The sequence below is a fragment of the Streptomyces sp. NPDC086554 genome (assembly GCF_040686095.1).
Lineage (GTDB): Bacteria > Actinomycetota > Actinomycetes > Streptomycetales > Streptomycetaceae > Streptomyces.
The window spans coordinates 1-19,883 of record NZ_JBFBJK010000037.1; the positions used below are offsets into that span (position 1 = coordinate 1).

The 19,883-nt window shown below is 71.2% G+C and carries 16 protein-coding genes, 1 tRNA gene and 2 pseudogenes; 8 read left to right on the forward strand and 11 right to left on the reverse strand.

The window, feature by feature from the left end; all coding sequences use genetic code 11:
• Positions 1-252: 252 nt before the first annotated feature.
• Positions 253-1,533, forward strand: a complete 1,281-nt coding sequence (locus tag AB0O76_RS39370; RefSeq protein WP_365501734.1) for an APC family permease — start codon at positions 253-255, stop codon at positions 1,531-1,533.
• Positions 1,534-1,571: 38 nt separating this feature from the next.
• On the opposite strand, the gene AB0O76_RS39375 is transcribed toward AB0O76_RS39370, so the two are convergent.
• Together AB0O76_RS39375 and AB0O76_RS39380 are read right to left on the reverse strand one after the other, a co-directional pair.
• A tRNA-OTHER gene (locus tag AB0O76_RS39375) sits at positions 1,572-1,644 on the reverse strand.
• A 69-nt stretch (positions 1,645-1,713) separates the two neighbouring features.
• Entirely contained in the window at positions 1,714-3,090 is a 1,377-nt protein-coding gene (locus tag AB0O76_RS39380) for a hypothetical protein (RefSeq protein ID WP_365501736.1), read from the reverse strand.
• 147 nt (positions 3,091-3,237) lie between these two features.
• On the opposite strand from AB0O76_RS39380, the gene AB0O76_RS39385 reads away from it, so the two are divergent.
• Positions 3,238-4,833, forward strand: a complete 1,596-nt coding sequence (locus tag AB0O76_RS39385) for a PQQ-binding-like beta-propeller repeat protein (protein WP_365501738.1) — start codon at positions 3,238-3,240, stop codon at positions 4,831-4,833.
• 61 nt (positions 4,834-4,894) lie between these two features.
• Entirely contained in the window at positions 4,895-6,481 is a 1,587-nt protein-coding gene (locus tag AB0O76_RS39390; protein WP_365501739.1) for a PQQ-binding-like beta-propeller repeat protein, read from the forward strand.
• Between the two features lie 57 nt (positions 6,482-6,538).
• Here AB0O76_RS39390 and AB0O76_RS39395 read toward each other — a convergent pair.
• A pseudogene (locus AB0O76_RS39395) lies at positions 6,539-6,709 on the reverse strand (ArsR family transcriptional regulator); the annotation flags it as partial.
• Positions 6,710-6,713: 4 nt separating this feature from the next.
• Between AB0O76_RS39395 and AB0O76_RS39400 the strand changes: the two are divergent.
• Together AB0O76_RS39400 and AB0O76_RS39405 are read left to right on the forward strand one after the other, a co-directional pair.
• Positions 6,714-7,757 (forward strand): annotated as a pseudogene (locus AB0O76_RS39400) (FAD-dependent oxidoreductase); the annotation flags it as partial.
• A 557-nt stretch (positions 7,758-8,314) separates the two neighbouring features.
• Positions 8,315-9,439 (forward strand): hypothetical protein, encoded by a 1,125-nt coding sequence (locus AB0O76_RS39405; RefSeq protein ID WP_365501741.1) that lies wholly within the window; start codon positions 8,315-8,317, stop codon positions 9,437-9,439.
• 31 nt (positions 9,440-9,470) lie between these two features.
• Here the strand turns inward: AB0O76_RS39405 and AB0O76_RS39410 are convergent, their stop codons facing one another.
• From AB0O76_RS39410 to AB0O76_RS39420, 3 genes are read right to left on the reverse strand one after another with little or no spacing between them, the layout of a single operon-like run.
• Positions 9,471-10,361, reverse strand: a complete 891-nt coding sequence (locus AB0O76_RS39410) for an LLM class F420-dependent oxidoreductase (protein ID WP_365501743.1) — start codon at positions 10,359-10,361, stop codon at positions 9,471-9,473.
• A gap of 48 nt (positions 10,362-10,409) precedes the next feature.
• Entirely contained in the window at positions 10,410-12,974 is a 2,565-nt protein-coding gene (locus tag AB0O76_RS39415) for an FtsX-like permease family protein (RefSeq protein WP_365501745.1), read from the reverse strand.
• Positions 12,975-12,988: 14 nt separating this feature from the next.
• The gene (locus AB0O76_RS39420) at positions 12,989-13,810 is read right to left on the reverse strand and encodes an ABC transporter ATP-binding protein (RefSeq protein ID WP_365501747.1); all 822 of its coding nucleotides are present in this window, start codon (positions 13,808-13,810) and stop codon (positions 12,989-12,991) included.
• A gap of 167 nt (positions 13,811-13,977) precedes the next feature.
• Here AB0O76_RS39420 and AB0O76_RS39425 point away from each other — a divergent pair, with 167 nt between their 5' ends.
• Both AB0O76_RS39425 and AB0O76_RS39430 read left to right on the forward strand, forming a co-directional pair.
• A complete protein-coding gene (locus tag AB0O76_RS39425; protein ID WP_135330050.1) occupies positions 13,978-14,205 on the forward strand; it encodes an antitoxin in 228 nt (75 codons plus the stop codon).
• 4 nt (positions 14,206-14,209) lie between these two features.
• Positions 14,210-14,581 (forward strand): fic family toxin-antitoxin system, toxin component, encoded by a 372-nt coding sequence (locus tag AB0O76_RS39430; RefSeq protein WP_365501749.1) that lies wholly within the window; start codon positions 14,210-14,212, stop codon positions 14,579-14,581.
• A 43-nt stretch (positions 14,582-14,624) separates the two neighbouring features.
• On the opposite strand, the gene AB0O76_RS39435 is transcribed toward AB0O76_RS39430, so the two are convergent.
• Entirely contained in the window at positions 14,625-14,975 is a 351-nt protein-coding gene (locus AB0O76_RS39435) for a VOC family protein (protein ID WP_365501751.1), read from the reverse strand.
• Between the two features lie 48 nt (positions 14,976-15,023).
• Here AB0O76_RS39435 and AB0O76_RS39440 point away from each other — a divergent pair, with 48 nt between their 5' ends.
• On the forward strand, positions 15,024-15,386 hold the full coding sequence (locus tag AB0O76_RS39440; protein WP_365501753.1) for a VOC family protein: 363 nt from the start codon (positions 15,024-15,026) through the stop codon (positions 15,384-15,386).
• An 18-nt stretch (positions 15,387-15,404) separates the two neighbouring features.
• On the opposite strand, the gene AB0O76_RS39445 is transcribed toward AB0O76_RS39440, so the two are convergent.
• The 4 genes from AB0O76_RS39445 to bioB form a co-directional block, all read right to left on the reverse strand.
• Positions 15,405-16,076, reverse strand: a complete 672-nt coding sequence (locus tag AB0O76_RS39445; RefSeq protein ID WP_365501755.1) for a class I SAM-dependent methyltransferase — start codon at positions 16,074-16,076, stop codon at positions 15,405-15,407.
• A gap of 537 nt (positions 16,077-16,613) precedes the next feature.
• On the reverse strand, positions 16,614-17,366 hold the full coding sequence (bioD, locus tag AB0O76_RS39450) for a dethiobiotin synthase (protein ID WP_365501757.1): 753 nt from the start codon (positions 17,364-17,366) through the stop codon (positions 16,614-16,616).
• A gap of 1 nt (position 17,367) precedes the next feature.
• A complete protein-coding gene (locus tag AB0O76_RS39455; RefSeq protein ID WP_365501758.1) occupies positions 17,368-18,657 on the reverse strand; it encodes an adenosylmethionine--8-amino-7-oxononanoate transaminase in 1,290 nt (429 codons plus the stop codon).
• On the reverse strand, positions 18,650-19,882 hold the full coding sequence (bioB, locus tag AB0O76_RS39460; RefSeq protein WP_365501760.1) for a biotin synthase BioB: 1,233 nt from the start codon (positions 19,880-19,882) through the stop codon (positions 18,650-18,652). The genes AB0O76_RS39455 and bioB overlap by 8 nt, the downstream gene beginning before the upstream one ends.
• Position 19,883: the final 1 nt, after the last annotated feature.

A 19,883-nucleotide genomic window follows, 5' to 3' on the forward strand; every position in this document is an offset into this window, starting at 1 on the left:
AGGCGGAGGAGGGCGACAACGCGGAGCGTTGGCAACCGACGACAACGCGGGAGGGGGCACCTCCCTGCTCGAGCGAAGCCGAGAGCTTGGGGGAGGGCGTGCCAGGGGTCGCGACCCCGGCAGGACCCATCGGACAGGCCCTAGTGAAGGGCCCACGATGGCGCCCGCCCCTTGGGGGCCAAGTAACCTACCGCGAAGTCGAGGTACGAGATCTGACGCGCGGAGCGGCGTCGCGGGCAAAGGAGTGCGGCGATGGGCACGGCGGCGAATCCTCCTGCCGAAGGCGAGCTGACCAGGCGGCTCGGTGTGCCCGACGCGGTGGTGATCGGACTGGGCTCGATGATCGGCGCGGGCATCTTCGCCGCGCTCGCACCGGCGGCAGGCGCGGCCGGATCCGGGCTCCTGGCAGCGCTCGCCGTCGCCGCGGTGGTGGCCTACTGCAACGCCACCTCCTCCGCACGGCTCGCCGCCCGCTATCCGGCGTCCGGCGGCACCTACGTCTACGGCCGCGAGCGCCTCGGCGACTTCTGGGGCTACCTGGCCGGGTGGGCGTTCGTGGTCGGCAAGACAGCTTCCTGCGCCGCGATGGCGCTGACGGTGGGTTCGTACGCCTGCCCCGGCCAGGCCCACGCGGTGGCGGTGGCCGCGGTGGTGGCGCTGACCGCGGTGAACTACACCGGCATCCAGAAGACCGCCTGGCTCACGCGTGCCGTGGTCGCCGTCGTCCTCGCCGTGCTCGCCGCTGTCGTGGTCGTCTGCCTGACCGGCGCCGACGCGGACGGCTCACGCCTCGAGTGGGGATCGGACGCCTCCTGGACCGGGGTGCTGCAAGCGGCCGGGCTGCTGTTCTTCGCCTTCGCCGGGTACGCGCGCATCGCCACCCTCGGCGAGGAGGTCCGTGACCCGGCGCGCACCATCCCGCGGGCGATCCCGCTCGCCCTCGGCATCACCCTGGTCGTCTACGCGGCCGTCGCCATCGCCGTCCTGAGCGTCCTCGGTGCCGGGCGGCTCGCGGAGTCGGGCGCACCGCTGTCGGACGCGGTGCGGGCCGCCGGTGCGACATGGCTGACGCCGGTGGTCCGCGTGGGCGCGGCCGTCGCCGCACTGGGTTCGCTGCTCGCGCTGATCCTCGGAGTCTCCCGCACCACACTGGCCATGGCCCGTGACCGTCATCTGCCGTACGTCCTGTCCGCCGTGCACCCGCGCTTCAAGGTGCCGCACCGCGCCGAGCTCACCGTCGGCGCGGTCGTCGCCGTCCTGGCCGCCACCGTCGACGTGCGCGGGGCGATCGGCTTCTCCTCCTTCGGCGTGCTGGCCTACTACGCCATCGCCAACGCCGCCGCGCTCACCCTCAGTTCAGCGGAGGGACGCGCGCCTCGGGCCATCCCGGTTCTCGGCCTGGCCGGCTGCCTTCTGCTCGCGTTCACCCTGCCCGCCGCGTCGGTCGCCTGGGGCGCGGCGGTCCTGGCCCTGGGCGCCGCGGCCTACGGCGTCCGCCGCGCCATCACGGCCAGGCGCGGCGCCGACAAGTAGCCGACAAGTAGCCGAGAAGTAAGCCGACAAGTAAAAGGCGACGAGGACAGGATTCGAACCTGCGTCCACCCGGAGACAGAGCCGGGCGCTCCTCCGCAGAGCTTCCTCGTCGCCGTGGCGATCCTTGCCGGGGGCGTCGCGCGGGGCAACTGATTTTCGTGGAGGGCGGGTTGGCGTGGGTCAGAGCCACTCCTGGGCCGCGGCGCGTTTGCCCTTGCCGGAGAAGATTCCCGCCGAGCGGAGGGCGCCGGCCATGAGGGGGTCGGCCACGGGGACTCCGTGCACCAGCTCGGGGGTCCTGCGGAAGGCCACCGCATCGGCCGTGGGCCGGGGCGCGGTCCAGGCGCCGGCCACCGGGTCCACCCGATGCCGGGCACAGACCGCTTCGACGAGCGAGCGAGGGCATTCCTCCTCGCCCCGGAGCACCTCCCACGGCAGCGGAAGTTCCGCCCAGACGTAGGTGTCCGGGTGCAGTCCACCGCCGCTCATGCGGTGCCAGTACGCCACGTCGGCCGCCATCAGCCGGGGCACCTTGCCGGGGCAGACCTCGTCCAGGATCGCCGTCTCGCCCAGCTCGTCCAGCAGCGCGAACCAATGCGCCCGGGCCGTGTTCCACGCCTGCGCGGCCTGGTTCCACGTCGACGAGTCGTCGCCGGGGCGCACGATCATCGTTCCGCGCTCCAGGGGGTGCCGGTTCCAGGCGTCCTCAAGCAGCTCGGCCACCTGACGCAGGAAGCCGTTCCAGCGCACGAGGAGTCGAGTGAGGTCCTCGTCGGACACGGCCGCCAACACCTCGGCCCTGGGGTGCACATGGGCGACGGCGTACCAGCAGGTCCGCTCGGGCCGCGCGCGCAGCCGCCCGAACAGGGCATCGGCGACCTCGTCGTAGACCTGACGCTGCCGGCCGTTGGTGAAGACGCTGCGCATGTAGCCCCGGGCCGTGACGTACGCGATGAAGGCCGCCGAGTCGGGGTCCGCCGCGAAGAGTTCGTACGGCAGGGCGTGGGCGAGGGCGCCCTTGCCCGTCATGGTCACCTCGCGGCGGCGCTGCTCGTGGATGAGCCGCGCCAGTTTCGCCTCCATCCGGCGCAGCAGCCGGAAGCGCTTGTTGTACTGGCGCTTGGAGATCTCGCCGAGACCGGCCGCGGTGCGCTCGGCGCGGTCGAGGCGGTCCATGCCGAAGTCGTTCTGCCCGTACGCGCGGCCGATGTCCTCGCCCGCCCGCCGGATCACCGCTTCGATCCGGGCAGGATCGTCCCCCGCGCCGTCCGGGAGGTCCGGCAGGTCCTTGAAGAGGGTTGCCGCGCGGGCGAGTTGGCGCTGGGCGCCGACCGGGCGGGCGAACTCCTCGCGCATCGAGGTGTAGCCGTGCCAGATGTTGCGCAGCGAGTGCTCGGCGGCCTTGGCGAGCGCCGCCTCGGTCGCCTCGTCGAGGTCGGTGCCCTGGGCGGCGTACAGATCCTGGATGAGCCGCGCCACGTCCTCCGGGCGCTTGCGCAGCGTGAGCGAGGCGTGCAGTTCACGCAGTAGTTGTTCTTCGGCTGTCGGCGGCGGCATGAGCTTCAGCCTGTCATCGCCGTGATCAGTTCCCAACTGGTTATCCCGCCCCGGGGCGGGTGGACGGGGTGGCTCGGAATCTAACTTTAGAAAGTTTTTCTAGAAAGTAGCTCTAGATAGTATCGTCGCCGGTACAGACTCTCTTCCATGGTCAACAGTGAGTCCGGGCCGGTGCACAAGCCGCTGCCCGGCAACCCCTATGCCCAGCCGGTGCCTTCCGCCGGCGGCAAGCGCAGGCGCCGCGTCATCCTCGGTGCCGGCGCCCTCGCTCTGGTGCTCGTAGGTGCGGGCGTCTTCGCCGTCACGCGCGGGGACGGCGGCGGGGGAGGTTCCCGCGAGCCCGTCGCGGCGCAGACACGGGAATCGGCGGACGGCGCAAGGGAGTCGGCGAGCCCGGAGCCGGACGCCGACGACGCCGACGACGCCGACGACGCCGACGACGCCGACGACAAGGACGACGGGTCCGCCGCCGTGATCGACGTCAACGCGGGGCGCAAGCCCGGTGAGGCCAGGGCCTGGCTCGCCATGAACGAGATCAGGCTGCCGGGCAAGGGCGCGCAGCTCTTCGACATCTGGCATGTGCGCGGGATCGTGGCACAGGCCGAGCACGACCAAGTCACCGGCTACAAGGCCGCCGACGGCGCGAAGGAATGGTCGGTGCCGCTGCCCGGCGAGGTGTGCGACACCCCGGTGAACCCCACGCCGGACGGCAAGGTCGTGGTCGCGTACACGAAGTCGAAGTCCGAACAGAACGCGAAGTGCGATCAGCTTCAGGTGATCGATCTGAAGACCGGTGCGAAGGGCTGGCACAAGGAGCTGGAGCAGAAGGGGTCCCTCGACAGCACCAGGACGACGCACGTCGCGATCACGGGCGACACCGCCCTGGTCGACCAGGACATGATCGCGCACGCCTATCGGATCCGGGACGGCAAGCGGCTGTTCACCACCGAGAAGGAGCGCGACGGGAGCTGCTATCTGTACGGCGTCGCGGGCGGCGGCGATCTGCTCCAGGTCGAGAGCTGCGTGGGCGGGAACAACGTCTCGCACAGCCGGCTCAAGAAGCTCGACCCCCGCACCGGCGACGTGAAGTGGCGCTTCCGCAGCAAGAAGGGCTGGAGCGTCGAGAAGGTCTACTCCGTCGACCCCGTCGTCGTCGCGGTCCGCAATCGCGAGGAGTCGGAGAAGTGGGCCGTCGTCGCCGTCGACGACAAGGGGAAGCAGCGGTCCTGGGTCACGCTCGACCGCGGCCCGCACGAGTTCGAGATGTGCGCCATGGCGGGAGACTCCGGCGAGGGCGTGCAGAACTGCCCGGGAGGCGCGGTCAGCAAGGACACGCTCTATCTCGCGAGCGAGCCCCCGAAGGGCGACATCCTGGGGCCCAACAAGGTCGTCGCCTTCGACCTCGACTCGGGGAAGGAGAAATGGGCCGGGTCGGCCGAGGGCAAGCGGCAGGTCACACCTGTGGCGGTGGGCGGCAAGGACCGTCCGGGGGTGATCGTCTACGCGCGGCCGCAGAGCGAAAGGGGCAACGGGCAGACGGTGCGGTTCGGACCCCGCGGAGGCAAGCCGGACGTGCTGCTCAGGCACACTTCGGCGGCCCGGCGCACCGAGGTCGGCATGTTCGCCGGCTACACGCTGTACGCCGACGGACGGTTCTTCGTGACGCCGACGAGCCTGAGCGGCAAGAGCAATGGTTCCGAGGGTGAAGAGGGGAACGGCCGCATGCTCTCCTTCGGCCGGTGACGCCGGTGACACCCCGGCAGTGAAGCGAACAGCCGTACCCGCACCAGCAGTTGGAGTCACGATGACGCATTCATCTCCGCCGCCCGAGCAGTACCCACAGGGCTCCTTCGGCCCGCCCCCGCCGGAGCAGGCCTCCGGCTTCGGACCGCCGCCCGGCGGCTTCGGTCCGCCTCCGCCCCATCAGCCTTCGGTGCCCGTCGTGCCCACGGTGCCCACAGTGCCCATGGGGCCACCGGGCGGCGGCAGACGGGCCGGGCGCCGCACCGCGATCGTCGTCGCGGTCGTCACCGCGATCACTCTGATCGTCGGCGGCGGGGTCTGGTACGCCGCATCGTCCGGCAGCGGGTCGAAGGACAAGACCGCGGCCGAGCCGGGCGGCGACGGCGGGAAGACCAGGTACATCAAGCCCAAGGAGAAGGTCCCGGCGGACGCCAACGCCTTCTTCAGCACCAAGGCCTTGCAGCCCGAGCTGCCCAAGGGGGAGAGCACGTGGAACTCCAAGGGGTCCTGGCTCACCGACAAGGTGTACGCCAAGGCCTCGGTCAGCAAGATCGTCGGTGTCGAGGCCATCTCCGGGAAGCGGCTGTGGGACCTGCCCAAGCCCGGTGAGTCGTGCGCGGGTTCCCCGGACATCGGCAAGGACGGCATCGCCGCGGTGGTCACCGGGGCCACCGTGAAGGACGACCGTGGTGTCCGCGCCCCATGCACCGAGGTGACCGCCTTCGACGTCGACACCGGCGAGAAGCTCTGGACGAAGTCGATCACCATCGGCTACCAGAAGGACAAGGCGCCGTTCAATCAAGTCACCATCAGCGGCGACACGGTGGCGGTCGGCGGCCTGTACGGCGGCGCGGCGTTCGACCTGCGGACCGGGAAGGTCCTGTGGGAGCCGAAGCAGGGGGAGAAGTGCCGCGACGTCGGCTACGGCGGGGGTGAGCAGTTGGTGGCGGTGCGCTCCTGCGGCGAGTTCGGTTCGGAGCGGTACCGCGTCCAGGTCCTCGACCCGGCCACGGGCAAGGCGAAGTCGACCCACAAGCTGCCCGCCGGCGTGCAGACCCCCAGCGTGGTCTCCAGCAAGCCGGTGGTCGTCGCCCTCGACTCCGGTGAGATCGGTCCGTCGGGCGCGACGAGCGTCTTCTCGATCGACGAGCGCGGCAAGCTGCGCGCGAGGATCTCGCTGCCGGCCGAGAAGTACCTGCACGCGTGCGGCAAGACGTCCGTCATCCAGGACTGCCGGGGCATCGTCACGGGCAACGACAAGCTGTACGTCGCCACCAAGCAGCGCGACGGGGCGAAGAAGTACTCCTCGACGAACGAGATCGTGGTCTTCTCCCTGGCCACGGGGAAGACGACGGGGCAGATGCTGCCGGCGGGCGACGCCAGTCCCGTCTTCCCGATCCGGATGGACGGCGGGAACGTCCTCGTGTACAAGTCCGCTCCGTTCGCGAAGGTCGTCTCTGTCGACGGCAGGACCATGAAGGGGGAGAAGGCGCTCCTCGACGCCCGCACCCGGCCCAGCACGCTGTCGCCCCTGCTGCACGAACTGGTCTTCACCCACAACAAGATGTACATCAGCTCCGACCTGCTCGCCCGGCCGAGCTCGAAGGCCCAGGAGACGATCATGATGTACGGGTTCGCCGCCAAGTAGGCAGCGTGGCCTGGCGATTCGGGGTACGCCGCCCGCGCGGACCCCGCTGCCGTCAGGCCACGTACTGCCGCGCCGCTCGAAGGCCAGCAGGCCCGCCCCGCGGAGCTTCTTGAGGTGGTGGGAGACGGTCGGCTGGGAGACCAGCCGCAGCCGGACCGGGCCGCCGAGTGCCTTGAACATCGCGGCGTCCGCCTGCTTCGACGAATGTTTATGTTGACGAACATCGATGGTGCGGCCGGACGGCGCCGCCTGTCCCACCGGCGGCGACTGGGCCGAGCTGTACCTGCAGCCGCTGGCCGACGTGCTGGGCGAGAGGGTCCGCTTCGGTGCGACGGTGACCGGCGTGTCCCGCCGGGGCCGTGACCGGGTCGTCGACGCCGACCGCGAGCGGCAGCCCTTTACCGTGCACGTCCAGAGCGCCGACGGCAGCGAGGAGCGGATCGTCGCCCGCGCGGTCGTCGACGCCTCCGGCACCTGGTCGAGGCCGGGCCCGATCGGCGGTGACGGCCTGCCCGCCCTGGGCGAGCGCGCCGCGGCCGCGCGCATCTCGTATCGCGTGCCCGACCTCAAGGACCCGGCCGTGCGCGCCCGTTACGCGGGCAGGCGCACCGCGGTCATCGGCTCCGGCGCCTCCGCGTTCACCGCGCTCGCCTATCTGGCCGACCTCGCCAAGGCAGCCCCGGGCACCCATGCGGTCTGGGTCCTGCGGCGCGGCATCGGCGGCTCGACCTTCGGCGGCGGCGAGGCGGACCAGTTGCCCGCCCGCGGCGCGCTGGGGCTTGCGGCCAAGGCCGCGGTGGACGACGGGTACGCCGATGCCGTCACGGGCTTTCGCACCGACGCCGTCGAGCAGAGCGGCGAGCGGCTGGTGCTCGTGGCCGAGGACGGGCGCCGCCTCGACCCGGTCGACGAGGTCATCGTCCTGACCGGCTTCCGCCCCGACCTGTCCTTCCTCAACGAGCTGCGCCTCGGCCTGGACGAGCGCCTGCAGGCCCCGGTCGGGCTGGCCCCGCTGATCGACCCCAACGTCCACTCCTGCGGCACCGTCTACCCGCACGGCGTGGGCGAGCTCTCGCACCCGGAACAGGACGTCTACCTGGTCGGCATGAAGTCCTACGGCCGGGCCCCCACCTTCCTCGCCATGACCGGCTACGAGCAGGTCCGCTCCATCGCCGCCTCCCTCGCCGGAGACCAAGAGGCCGCCGAGCGCGTCGAGTTGACCCTGCCGGAGACCGGAGTCTGCGGCGGCGCGGGACTCTTCGACGAACCGGCGGCTGCTGACCGACGCCGGGACATCCGCATCACCGGTCGAACGCACGACGCTCCGGACGTAGAGGAAATGCGCACGGCGGACTCCGCTTCGACCCCCGTTCGGGAGGACCCTGGAGGGAGGTCGCACCGGCCGCGCCGAGCTCCCCTCCGCGGCCGGTTCGCCTCGATTGTGGGCGCGGGCGCCGCGGGAATGCGTCGGCGCCCACAGGGTCGCCGACCACGGAGTGGCGCAGACCGCCCGGTGGGAGGCGTGTGCGGTAGTCGGCCGTGACGGCTCCCCTCGGTCACGACCGACCCGCCTCAACCATGGGGACGGCAATGCGGGAGTGTGCCTGTCCCCGTGGGAGTGTTGCAGGACCGGTGGCATCGCGGCGCCGTGCCGGGCGGTTCGGTGTCACCGGCTACCGCACGGCTTCCCGGGACGGCGCCACTCACACAGGTTGAACGGCGAACACAGTGCCGCGTCCAGGGCCGGTCCGCCGATCCCGCCGCCCACAGGCCGTGTGTGAACATCTGCGCATGGTGTGGCTGACGAAACGCATGAGGCGAACCTTCGGACTGGTGGCCGCGACGAGCGCGGCGCTGGTCCTGACGGCCTGCGGTCGGGGTGACTCCGTAGGCGGGGACTCCGCCAAGGGGGACGCCGCGAACGGGAGGTCCGGGGACCGCGAGGAGCGGTACAAGCGAGTCATCGAAGACCCTCACCCGCGCCCCGCCGACGTCATCCGCGCAGCCGGCGCGCCCACAGGCGTGGCCCGCGCAAGCGACGGCTCGCTGCTCCTGACGTACGACGCCGGGAACGTCGAGGACGACGAGGGGCCCGCCGCCTCCGCCTGGCGCCTCGTCGCTCCCGACGGCCGCACGGTCGCCGAGCACGCGGAACACACGGACGCGGAGGCGGTGCGGCCGCAGTTCAAGGGCGTGCGCGGTGGCTTCGTCAGCGTCCCGGCGGGGGAGGGGTCCGACGGGGTGTACGGCATCGACGTACACGGAAAACGGCACAAGGTCACCATCAGGGAGTCCGCGCTGGGCACCCGTCGCGGCGACATCCTGGTCGCCGATCTTGAGCCGACCCTCGTCTACCGCCCCGCCACCCGCACAGTGGCGCCCCCGGCCGGGGTCTCGGACGACGCCCGCTACCTCGCCGTCGACGAACGGGGCACGGTCTGGAGCCTGAACCAGCCCCTGACCGCGGAGGGCGACAGCATCGTCCGGCAGCGCGATGGCCGCACGCTCGGCTCCACCCCCGTCCCGAAGCAGTACCAGGGCGGCAGACTCGCCGCGCGCGGCGGCACGGCGGCGGTGGCCCTCTTGCAGGAAGAAAGCGTGCGCGGCCTCCTGGTGACGACGGACGGCGGCGCGCACTGGACCACGCTCAGCGGCGGCGGCGTTCCGTGGCAGGACGTGAAGCAGGGCCCGGAGTTCCTGGTCCTGGAGGCGCTGTCGGACGGGCGGCTGATCGTCGGCGAGGAGGGCGGCCGCCAGTGGATCGCCGACGACCGCACCAACCGCACCTTCCACGCGCTCAAGACACCGAAGGCCTTCACCTCGTTCGCCGTCCACGGCACGACCCTGTACGGCATCGTGGACACGACGACGGCGACGTACGACCTGGCGGACGGCGAGGGCCTGTGGACCTCCCGCGACGGCGGCCGCACGTGGCAGCGCTACGAGGAGCGCGGCTGACGGCCCGGCGCCCTACTTACCGAGCAACGCCTCACTCCCCACGTAGCTCCTCGATGACCGGGCCGAACGCCTCGAAGTACGGTTCCAGGATCGTGAGGTACGAGAAGCCGAACCGCTCCCGCTGTCCGCGCACCTGATCGGCGATGTCCCGCACGGAGCCGACCAGGAAGTGCGGCAGCGCGAGGGCCTCGTCCTCACTCAGACCCGGGACGTACTCCAGGAGAGGCCTGACCACCGCCCGCGGGTCATCGGTCACCGCGACCAGCTGACCCAGGAAGTTCAGCTCGGCCGGCTCGGCGCGTCCGGCCGCGAAACGGTGGTAGGTGGCGACGCGCTCGTCCAGTTCGTCGGCCGTGAGGGCGGACATCTGCAGCGGCGAGCCGTCGGGCACCCGCCGCGCCCCGCTGAACGCCGCGATGTCGGCGTGCTGGGCCGTCAGTTCCAGCATGCGGTCGCCGTTGCCGCCGATCACCAGCGGCGGGCGGGGCTTCTGCACGGTCTGCGGCTGGTGCTCATCGGAGGCGAGGAGCCGCTCCAACTCCTCGACGGTGTGCCGCAGATGGGACACGCGCTCGCCCGGTGTGCCCCAGGGCAGGCCCGCGCTGTCGTGTTCCGCCTGTACGTATCCGGTGCCGAGGCCGAGCTCGAAGCGGCCGCCGGTGAGCGCGTCCGTGGTCGCCACCTCACGGGCGAGCAGCGCCGGGTTCCAGAATCCGGCGTTCAGGACGAACGTGCCGACGCGCGGCCTCTCGGTGGCCTCGGCCGCGGCGACGACCGAGGGGAACGGTGCGGGCATGCCCAGGTGGTCCGGGACCAGGATCACGTCGTAGCCGAGATCTTCGGCCTTGCGGCACTTCCTGCGCCACGCGTCGCCGGTGGACGGGGTGATCATGTTGACGCCGAAACGGAACGGGCGAACCATGAACTCTCCTTGTACGGATGGACAGTTGGCGCAGCGGCCACCAGTCCATCACTCATGCGCGATGGCCGCCAGGACGTTCATGCGTGATGCACGCAACGCAGGGAGCAGCGCCGCCGCGAGCCCGACGACCACCGATCCGACCACCACCGCGATCACCGTCGTCCAGGGGATCGCGAACGCCTTCATGTCCTGCAGGGCGAGCACCTGTTGCGCGGAGACACCCCACACCAGACCGAGCGCGAGCCCGAGCAGCGCGCCGAACACGGCGATCACCACCGACTCCAGGCGGATCATCCGGCGCAGCTGCCGCGGTGCGAGCCCGATGGCCCGCAGCAGGCCGATCTCACGGGTGCGCTCGACGACCGACAGGGCAAGGGTGTTGACGACGCCGAGCACCGCGATGATGATCGCGAGCCCCAGGAGCGCGTACACGAGATAGAGCATCACGGCGATCTGCTCGCGGATCAGTTCCTTGTAGTCTGCCTGGTCACGGACCTGCACCTGCGGATACGGGTCGAGTGACTTCTCCAGGCGGTCGCGCAGCACATCGGGTTCGGTGCCCGACGCCGCGTTCACGTACACCGCGGACTCCTGGCCGCCGGGCACGTACTCCTCGACCGTGCCGATGCCGAAGAAGAGCCCGCCCTCCACGCCGAAGCCCTCGGCGCCCTCCTGGTCGGTGAGCGCCCCCACGGTCAGCTCGGTCTTGCGCCGGCCGGGAAACTCCACCGGCAGCTTCTCTCCCACGCGCACCTTGTGCTTGTCCGCGAAGTCCCGCTCCATGGCGATGCTTCCGGGCGCGAGTGCCTGCGCGGTGCCGCCTTCGACGTACGTGATGCGGGCGACGTCGTCGAGCCGCTCGTCATAGCCGGCGGCGGTCGTCTCGACGCTCTTCCCGTCCGGCATCGCCACCTTCACCGGCGTGAACCGCTGCCGCACGACGAGCCCGGCCCCTTCGGTGTCCCGCACCTTCTCCGTGATCTCCTTCGAGAACGGGATGAAGTTGCTGTTCTGTACGACGAAGTCGGCGCCGAGGGTCCGGTCGATCTGCTGGTCGAAGGACTTGGTCATGGACGCGCTCGCCACCGACATGCCGGTCACCAGGGCGAGCCCCACCATCAGCGCGGCCGCGGTGGCCCCGGTGCGGCGCGGATTGCGCAGCGCGTTGCGCTGGCTCATCCGCCCGATGGAGCCGAACAGGGCGGGGAACGCGCCGCCGAGGACCCGGATCACCGGGCGCACCAGGAGCGGTCCCGCGATGACGGTGGCGATGAGCGTCAGGACAAGGCCGAGGCCGAGCAGGGAGGCCGCGGACGATGTCTTTGTGGCCGTCGCGCAGCCCACGAGTGCGGCGGCCCCCGCAAGCGCGACCACCGAGCCGATCACCGCGCGCACCTTCAACGGGCGCCCCACGCCCGCGATTTCGGCGTCGGCGAGTGCCGCCATCGGTGAGACCTGGGCCGCGCGCCGCGCCGGGAGATACGCCGCGACGAACGTGACGCCCACCCCGACGACGTACGAAGCCACGGGAGTTGCCCACCCGATGACCATCTCGGTGGACTTCAGGTTCATCCCGAGCAGGCCCATCAGCTCGATGAGACCGGCCGCGAGACCGATCCCCACCGCGAGCCCCACCGTCGAGCCGACCGCGCCGAGCAGCACCGCCTCGGTCAGGACGGAGCGGCGGACCTGGCGGCGGTCGGCGCCGAGGGCCCGCAGCAGGCCGAGCTCGCGGGTGCGCTGCGCGATGAGCATCGAGAAGGTGTTGACGATCAGGAAGATGCCGACCAGGACGGCGATCCCGGCGAAGCCGAGCATCACGTACTTGATGACGTCGAGGAAACCGCCGAGCTCGGACGCCGCCGAATCGGCCTGTTCGTCGGCGGTCTTCAGGTCGTAGCCGGAGCCGAGCTCGGCCGCGACACGGCGCTTGAGGTCGATGTCGCTGACGCCCGCTGCGGCGTCCACCGAGATGCCCGTCGCCGCGTCCTTGTCGCCGAGGAGTTCACGCTGGGCGGTCGGGGTGTCGAGGTAGACGAGGGCCGCGCCGGGGTTGGTGGTGGTGAACGTGACGATGCCGACGACCTCGACCTTGAAGGAGCCTGGCCCGGCGAGCACCGTGAGGGTGTCGCCGATCTCCACGTCCTTCTTGTCGGCGGTGTCCGCGTCGAGCAGCGCCTGGTCCTTGCCGCGCGGCGCGTGCCCCGATGTCAGCTCGACGGGGCTGCGGTCGGTGACCAGCCAGTTCGTGGCGATGGTGGGGGCGCCGGTGGTCGGTCCCACGGAGTCGTTCTCGCTGTCGACGACGGTGATGTTGTCGACGGCCGCGTCGATACGGGTCCTCGCGACCCCGTCGACCTTCGCCACCCGGTCGGCGAGGCTCGCCGGGATCGTCGGCGTCTGCCCCGACGGGATCGCCTCGTCGAGGTCCTCCTTCGGCTCGACGGTCACATCGGCCGACGTCGAGGCGAAGAGCCGGTCGAAGGTGCGGGCCACCGTGTCCGAGAAGATCAGGCTGCCCGCGACGAACGCCACCGAGAGGATCACGGCGAGCGCGGAGAGCAGCAGCCTGCCCTTGTGCGCGAGGAAGCTGCGGAGTGTCGCCTTCAGCATGGCCGCGCCCCGCCTCAGCTCTCGTCGGTCGTGCTGTCCGCGCCGTCACGGGGCGGCTGTGCGTGGATCACGTCGAACCGTTTCAGGCGCTCGAGGACCGACTCCGCCGTCGGGCGCGGCATCTCGTCGACGATCCGGCCGTCCGCCAGGAAGAGCACGAGGTCGGCGTGGGCGGCGGCGCCCGGGTCGTGGGTGACCATGACGACCGTCTGTTCCAGCTTGTCGACCGCGTCGCGCAGGAAGCCGAGCACTTCGAGGCCCGCGCGCGAGTCGAGGTTCCCGGTCGGCTCGTCGGCGAAGATCAGCTCCGGGCGGGATGCGAGCGCCCGTGCGCACGCCACACGCTGCTGCTGCCCGCCGGACAGCTGGGCGGGCCGGTGCTTGAGACGGTCCCGCAGGCCGAGCGTGTCGATGACGTGCTCCAGCCACTCGCGGTCGGGGCGCTGTCCCGCGATGTCCATCGGCAGCGTGATGTTCTCGAGGGCGTTGAGGGTGGGGATGAGGTTGAAGGACTGGAACATGAACCCGATGCGGTCCCGCCGCAGCTGCGTCAGCTCCCGCTCCTTGAGCCCCGTGATCTCGGTGTCGCCGAGCCACACCTGGCCCGCCGATACGGTGTCGAGCCCGGCCAGGAGGTGCATCAGCGTGGACTTTCCCGATCCGGACGGGCCCATGACCGCCGTGAACCGCCCGCGTGCGATGTCCACGTCGACCGAGTCGAGGGCGAGCACCGTCGTCTCGCCGGATCCGTACGCCTTGGTCAGGCCGCGCGCGCGTGCGGCAACGCCGGCGGGCTCCGAGCGGTCCGTGGCCGGTGCCGAAGCAGGTGTGGACAAGGCGGCCTCCTGGGTTGTGGCCGGTTCCAACTCCCGTGACCCTGCTGAGAGTAGAGGGTGGGGACGGGCGCCCGGTATCCCTCCGAAGTCGTGCCCCTGAGACGTATGTAAGGGGCATGATTCTTGCTCTCTTGTCGATGCTAGCGCCACGGCGCTAGCTTGATGGAATGGCGAAGACTCAGCTGAACGTACGGGTGGACGAGGGCACCGCCCGGGCCGCGAGAGAGCGCGCGCTGGCCCGCGGGATGAGCGTCAACCGGTACATCGAGGAACTGGTCAAACAGGACGCGGGTGAAGTGGGACACACCTTCGTCGAGGCGGCCGCCGACTTCATGAAGCAGTACGAATCCGTGTTCGTCGAAGAGTTCGGTCCCGAGCGCGAGGGTCGTCGTTAAGCCCTTGGACCTCAGAATCGATCTTGCCTGGCTGTTGATGATCGCCGAACACAAGACGCCCGGAGACCCGCAGGTCACCGACTGGGGTGCCCTGGTGGCCGCCGTCAGCCGGCACGAGGCGGAGATATTCGGCGTACCCGTCTACGAGAGCCCGCACGAGCGTGCGGCCGCCCTGCTCCAGATCCTCCTGCACATCCCCGCCCTGGAACGCTCCAACGCCCTGTTCGCGGTGTCCGCGGCCTACGCCTATCTCGTCGCGAGCGGCCTCAAGGTCGTCACATCCGCCGAGCAGGTGCGCGATCTCGCCCGCCTGGTCAAGGAGGGTGACGCGAGCGTGCACGCCATCGCGGACGAGCTGCGGCAGTGGAGCCTGTGACCGCTGGCCGGGCCGGTTCTCGGAGGCCTTCCCAGGGGACTGCTCAGAGGCCGGTGGCCCGCTCGTGGCGCGGCTCGTACAGGCCGACCTCGCCGCCGCCCGGCAGCTTGAGCCGGGTGAGCAGACCCCAGCCGGCGTCGGTCACCGGCTGGGTGAACCGGACGCCCTTGTCGGTCAGTTGACGCACCGTCCCTTCCACGTCGTCACACATGAGATAGAGCTCGTGCGACTCCGGCCCCGGAGTGGGGTGTACGGCGACCTCGGCGGGCGGCAGCTTGAAGATCAGCCAGCCGCCCCCGGCGTCGACGTGGGGATACTGCAGTACGTCCCGGAAGAAGGCGCGGTCGGCGTCCGCGTCGTTGCTGTAGACGATGATGTGCGCACCATTGATCATGCGGTGAGGATAGGTTCGACGAGACAGCCGAGCCGTAGGAGGACGCCGATGTCTGCCGCCATCCAGCCGATGATCGTCACCCCTGAACTGGACCGCCTGCTGCGGTTCTACAAGGAACTGCTCGGGGCCGAGGAGGTGTCGCGAGTCCCGGAGGAAGGGCCGACGTTCTTCGTGAACCTGCGCATCGGCGACTCGGAACTCGGCATCGTCTCGAACAAGGAAGTGCCGCTCGACACGCCGCAGCGGATACTCCTGAGCGTGGCGGTGGAGAGCGTGGACGACCGCCTGAAGCACGTCGAGCCCCTCGGGGGAGAGGTGCTCGCGCCGCCCAACGACATGCCGTGGGGGCAGCGCGTCGGGCACATCAAGGACCCGGACGGCAACAAGATCAACCTCACGCAACCGGTCTGACGCCCCGTCGGTGCGCCCTCAGTCTTCTTCGGGCCGGCGGGCAGAGCCGAGGACACAGTACGAAGTGGGCAGCCGCGGCCCCTTCGCCGGAATCAGGAAGCGCCGGTACGGGCCGATCTCGAACCCCGCGTCCCGCATCGCGGCCAGCGGGTCCCGCGCCACGTGGCAGCCGCCGAAGAGCAAGGGCCAGACCGTACGGTCCAGGACGCGCTGCGCACGCGCCATCCCTTTGCCCGGCGCAACGCCGTGCTCGAAGAACCGCAGCTCCCCGCCGGGCCGCAGGACGCGCCGCAGCTCGGCGAGGGCGCGTGGCAGGTCACGGACGCTGCACAGCACCAGCGATGCCACGGCCCCGTCGAACGCCTCGCTCTTGACGGGCAGTGCCTCGGCCGCACCCGGCACCACGTCGACCGGCACCTCGGCCCGCACGGCGGCGGACGCGGCCAACTGCCGCAGAATGCGCTCCGGCTCGATCGCCACGACCTCGGAGACGGCCGTGGGGTAGTACGCGAAGTTCAGCCCGTTGCCCGCGCCGACCTCGATCACACGACCGGAGAGCCCGGCGAGCAGCTCCTTGCGGTGGGCGCCGACCACGCGCTCGGCGGCAACGCTCTGACGTGCGTAGAAGCGGGCGAAGACGGGATGGTGCACGGCGTCCCGGGACACAGCCTTGGCGGAGCGAGGCGACATGGGCACTCCTCAGCAGGATGAGCGGATACCGCAATGGTGCCCCGCCGAGGCCGGTTTCCCCCACGCCGACCCCAGCGAGTCGAGCCCACGGGGCTCCGGGGTCACGCCGCCGGGGGCGGGGGCGCCGTGCGGTGGCAGGCACTGGGGCCTCGCCGCTTTTCCTGCGGGACCCTTGGCGCCCCGTGCCACCGTTGTCCCCTAGGGAAGGGGACGGAACCCGGAGGTCCCGCCCCCGCCTGTCAGCCCAGTCGCCTCTCAGGCTTCCCGCGCCCCTGGCGCCTGCGCGCCGCGAACGGGGATGGGGACGGAACCCGGAGGTCCCGCCCCCGCCTGTCAGCCCAGTCGCCCCTCAGGCTTCCCGTGCCCCTGGCGCCTGCGTGCCGCGAACGGGGAAGGGGACGGAGCCCCGAGGTCCCGCCCTCGCCTGTCAGCCCAGTCGCCCCTCAGGCTTCCCGCGCCCGTGGCGCCTGCGTGCCGCGAACGGGGAAGGGGACGGAACCCGGAGGTCCCGCCCCCGCCTGTCAGCCCAGTCGCCCCTCAGACCTCCCGCGCCTCCGGCGCTTCCCGCGCCCCCGGCGCCTCCCGTGCCGCGAAAGTCGCCGCGTCCCACTCCCCGCCCAGCTCGGGGCCCAGCCAACTTCCCGCCCGGGCGCGGAAGTCGGCGCCTGAGAGGGCGCCCGACCCCGCCGGGACCGCGCCCAGGAGAGCCGCGCCCGCTGCCTGCGGCAGGTCCGCGAGGTTGCAGCGGGATGCCAGATCCGGGGTGGCCGGCCAGCTGCCGACCGTCACGCCCAGGGGGGTGAGATCGCGGGCGCGGAGCGCCTCCGCGGTCAGGGCCGTCGTGTTGAGCGTGCCGAGGCCCGCCGACGCGACCACCAGGACCGGTGCGGCAAGGAGCCGCGCGGCGTCGGCCAGAGTTGCGCCCTCGTCGTTGTAGTGGACGAGCAGGCCGCCCGCGCCCTCGATCAGGACCAGATCGTGCTCGGCCGCCAACTTCTCGGCCGCCTCGGCCACTTCGTACGGGCGGATCGGCGCCATCCCGGCCCGTCGCGCCGCCGTGTTCGGTGCCAACGGCTCGGGATAGCGGGCCAGTTCGAGGGTGGTGACGGCATCGCCCGCAAGCCGCACCACCTCCTGCGCGTCCCCCGGCTCGCCGGGCGCGACCCCGGTCTGCGCGGGCTTGAGCACGGCTACGCGCCGGCCCGAGCCGACCGCGAGGGCGGCGACCGCGGCCGTCGTCACGGTCTTGCCGATCTCGGTGCCCGTACCGGACACCACGAGGACCGTCATCTCAGGCCTCTTTCGCCGCCGCGCACACCGCGCGCCCGATCCGTGCCACGTCGTCGTCGCCCGTGATGAAGGGCGGCATCGTGTAGATCAGGTCGCGGAACGGCCGCACCCACACCCCTTCGCGGGTCGCGGCGCGCGTGGCCGCCGCCATGTCGACGTCGTGGTCGAGCTGGACGACACCGATCGCGCCGAGCACGCGCACGTCCCGTACGCCCGGCAGCGCTGCCGCCTCGCCGAGCGTGCCGATGAGGCCCGTCTCGATGCGCTTGACCTCGGTCTGCCAGTCCTGTCCGAGCAGCAGGTCGATCGAGGCGCAGGCCACCGCGGCGGCGAGCGGATTGCCCATGAACGTGGGGCCGTGGGCAAGCACCGGCACCTCGCCGCGCGAGATGCCGTCGGCGACCCTCGCCGTGCACAGCGTGGCCGCCATCGTCAGGTAGCCGCCGGTCAGGGCCTTGCCCACGCACATGACGTCGGGCGTGACGCCCGCGTGGTCCGCGGCGAACAGCCGGCCCGTGCGGCCGAACCCCGTCGCGATCTCGTCGAAGACCAGCAGCACGTCGTGCTCGTCGCACGCCTCGCGCAGCACCCGCAGATAGGCGGGGGAGTGGAACCGCATCCCGCCCGCGCCCTGCACCACCGGTTCCACGATGACCGCGGCCAGCTCGTCGGCGTGGCGCCCGATCAGCTCCCGCAGGTGCTCCGCGTACACGTCGTCGTACGCCTCGAAACCGGTCGGCGGCGCGTCAGCGAAGACCTGCTGGGGCAGCACGCCCTGCCACAGCTCGTGCATGCCGCCCTCGGGGTCGCACACCGACATCGGCTGCCAGGTGTCGCCGTGGTAGCCGCCGCGCCAGGTCAGTATCCGCCGCTTGGCGGGACGGCCGAGCGAGCGCCAGTGCTGCAGGCACATCTTGACGGCGACCTCGACCGACACCGAACCGGAGTCCGCGAGGAAGACATGCTCGAGGCCTGCGGGTGACATGTCGACAAGGCGCTTCGCGAGGCCGATGGCGGGCTCGTGGGTGAGCCCGCCGAACATGACATGGCTCATCCGCTCCAGCTGGCCGCGGACCGCGTCGTTGAGCACCGGGTGGTTGTAGCCGTGGATCGCCGACCACCAGGACGACATGCCGTCGACCAGTTCGCCGCCGCCGTCCGCGAGGCGGAGCCGTACGCCGCTCGCCGACTCGACGATCAGGGGCTCCTGGCGGCCCGGCATGGGGCCGTAAGGGTGCCAGACGTGACGTCGGTCGAGGTCGAGCAGCTCGGATACGGGCAGGTCAGGCATTGGGAGCCAGGTCCGTTCCCGCGCCACGGCGGCGTACGGCCACCAGATCCGTACGCGCCTCGGAGCTCTCGGAGTTCTCGGAGGCCGCCGAAGTCTCCGCGGCCACGGACGACTCGGATGACTCGGACGAACCGCAGGGTCCGCAGCCGCCCCCGCCGTGCGACCCGCAGCCGCCCCCGCTCTCCCCGTGCGACCCGCACCCGGCCGCCGCGATCGCGTCCGCGCGGTGCTCGGGCAGCGTCACCGTTCCCGCGCCCTCGACCTCGAAGCCGGCGTCCGCGATCATCTCCAGGTCGGTCTTGCCCGCCTGGCCCTCACTGGTCAGGTAGTCGCCGAGGAAGATCGAGTTGGCGAGGTGCAGGGCGAGCGGCTGCATCGTGCGCAGATGCACCTCGCGGCCGCCCGCGATGCGTACCTCCACGTCGGGGCAGACGAACCGGACCATCGCGAGGATGCGCAGACAGCGCTGCGGGGTGAGGTTCCACTCCTTGGCCAGCGGGGTGCCCTCGAAGGGGATCAGGAAGTTGACCGGCACCGAGTCGGGGTCGAGGTCGCGCAGCGCGTAGACCACGTCCACGAGGTCCTCGTCCGTCTCGCCCATGCCCGCGATCAGACCCGAGCAGGCGGACAGGCCCGCGGCCTGCGCCTGCTGCACCGTGTCCACGCGGTCGGCGTAGGTGTGGGTCGTGGTGATCTCGCCGTACGTCCCCTCGGACGTATTGAGATTGTGGTTGTACGCGTCCGCGCCCGCCGTGCGCAGTTTGTCCGCCTGGCCCGCGGAGAGCAGACCGAGGCAGGCGCACACCTCGACGCCCTCGTTCTGCTCCTTGATCGCTTCGATGGTCTGCGAGACCCGGTCGACGTCACGGTCGGTGGGGCCGCGGCCGCTGGCGACCAGGCAGACCCGCTTGGCGCCGCCCGCGACACCCGCGGCGGCGGCCTGCGAGGCCTCGTCGGGCTTCAGCCAGGTGTACTTGAGGATCCCGGCCGTGGAGCCGAGGCGCTGCGAACAGTACGAGCAGTCCTCGGGGCACAGGCCCGACTTGAGATTGACCAGATAGTTGAGCTTCACCCGTCGCCCGAACCACTGGCGCCGTACCTTCCCGGCGGCCGACACCACATCGAGCAGCTCGTCGTCGGAAGTGGCCAGCACGGCCAGCGCCTCATCACGGGTCGGCAGCTCGCGCCGAAGCCCCTTGTCCACCAGCGTGTTCAGCAGATCCATG

Excerpts from the sequence above, each read along its gene's own strand:
- AB0O76_RS39440 (WP_365501753.1), top strand. The coding sequence starts at position 15,024 with ATGTCTGCCGCCATCCAGCCGATGATCGTCACCCCTGAACTGGACCGC.
- bioB (WP_365501760.1), bottom strand. The coding sequence starts at position 19,882 with ATGGATCTGCTGAACACGCTGGTGGACAAGGGGCTTCGGCGCGAGCTG.
- AB0O76_RS39445 (WP_365501755.1), bottom strand. The coding sequence starts at position 16,076 with ATGTCGCCTCGCTCCGCCAAGGCTGTGTCCCGGGACGCCGTGCACCAT.
- bioD (WP_365501757.1), bottom strand. The coding sequence starts at position 17,366 with ATGACGGTCCTCGTGGTGTCCGGTACGGGCACCGAGATCGGCAAGACC.
- AB0O76_RS39415 (WP_365501745.1), bottom strand. The coding sequence starts at position 12,974 with ATGCTGAAGGCGACACTCCGCAGCTTCCTCGCGCACAAGGGCAGGCTG.
- AB0O76_RS39455 (WP_365501758.1), bottom strand. The coding sequence starts at position 18,657 with ATGCCTGACCTGCCCGTATCCGAGCTGCTCGACCTCGACCGACGTCAC.
- AB0O76_RS39410 (WP_365501743.1), bottom strand. The coding sequence starts at position 10,361 with ATGGTTCGCCCGTTCCGTTTCGGCGTCAACATGATCACCCCGTCCACC.
- AB0O76_RS39380 (WP_365501736.1), bottom strand. The coding sequence starts at position 3,090 with ATGCCGCCGCCGACAGCCGAAGAACAACTACTGCGTGAACTGCACGCC.
- AB0O76_RS39385 (WP_365501738.1), top strand. The coding sequence starts at position 3,238 with ATGGTCAACAGTGAGTCCGGGCCGGTGCACAAGCCGCTGCCCGGCAAC.
- AB0O76_RS39425 (WP_135330050.1), top strand. The coding sequence starts at position 13,978 with ATGGCGAAGACTCAGCTGAACGTACGGGTGGACGAGGGCACCGCCCGG.
- AB0O76_RS39390 (WP_365501739.1), top strand. The coding sequence starts at position 4,895 with ATGACGCATTCATCTCCGCCGCCCGAGCAGTACCCACAGGGCTCCTTC.
- AB0O76_RS39370 (WP_365501734.1), top strand. The coding sequence starts at position 253 with ATGGGCACGGCGGCGAATCCTCCTGCCGAAGGCGAGCTGACCAGGCGG.
- AB0O76_RS39435 (WP_365501751.1), bottom strand. The coding sequence starts at position 14,975 with ATGATCAATGGTGCGCACATCATCGTCTACAGCAACGACGCGGACGCC.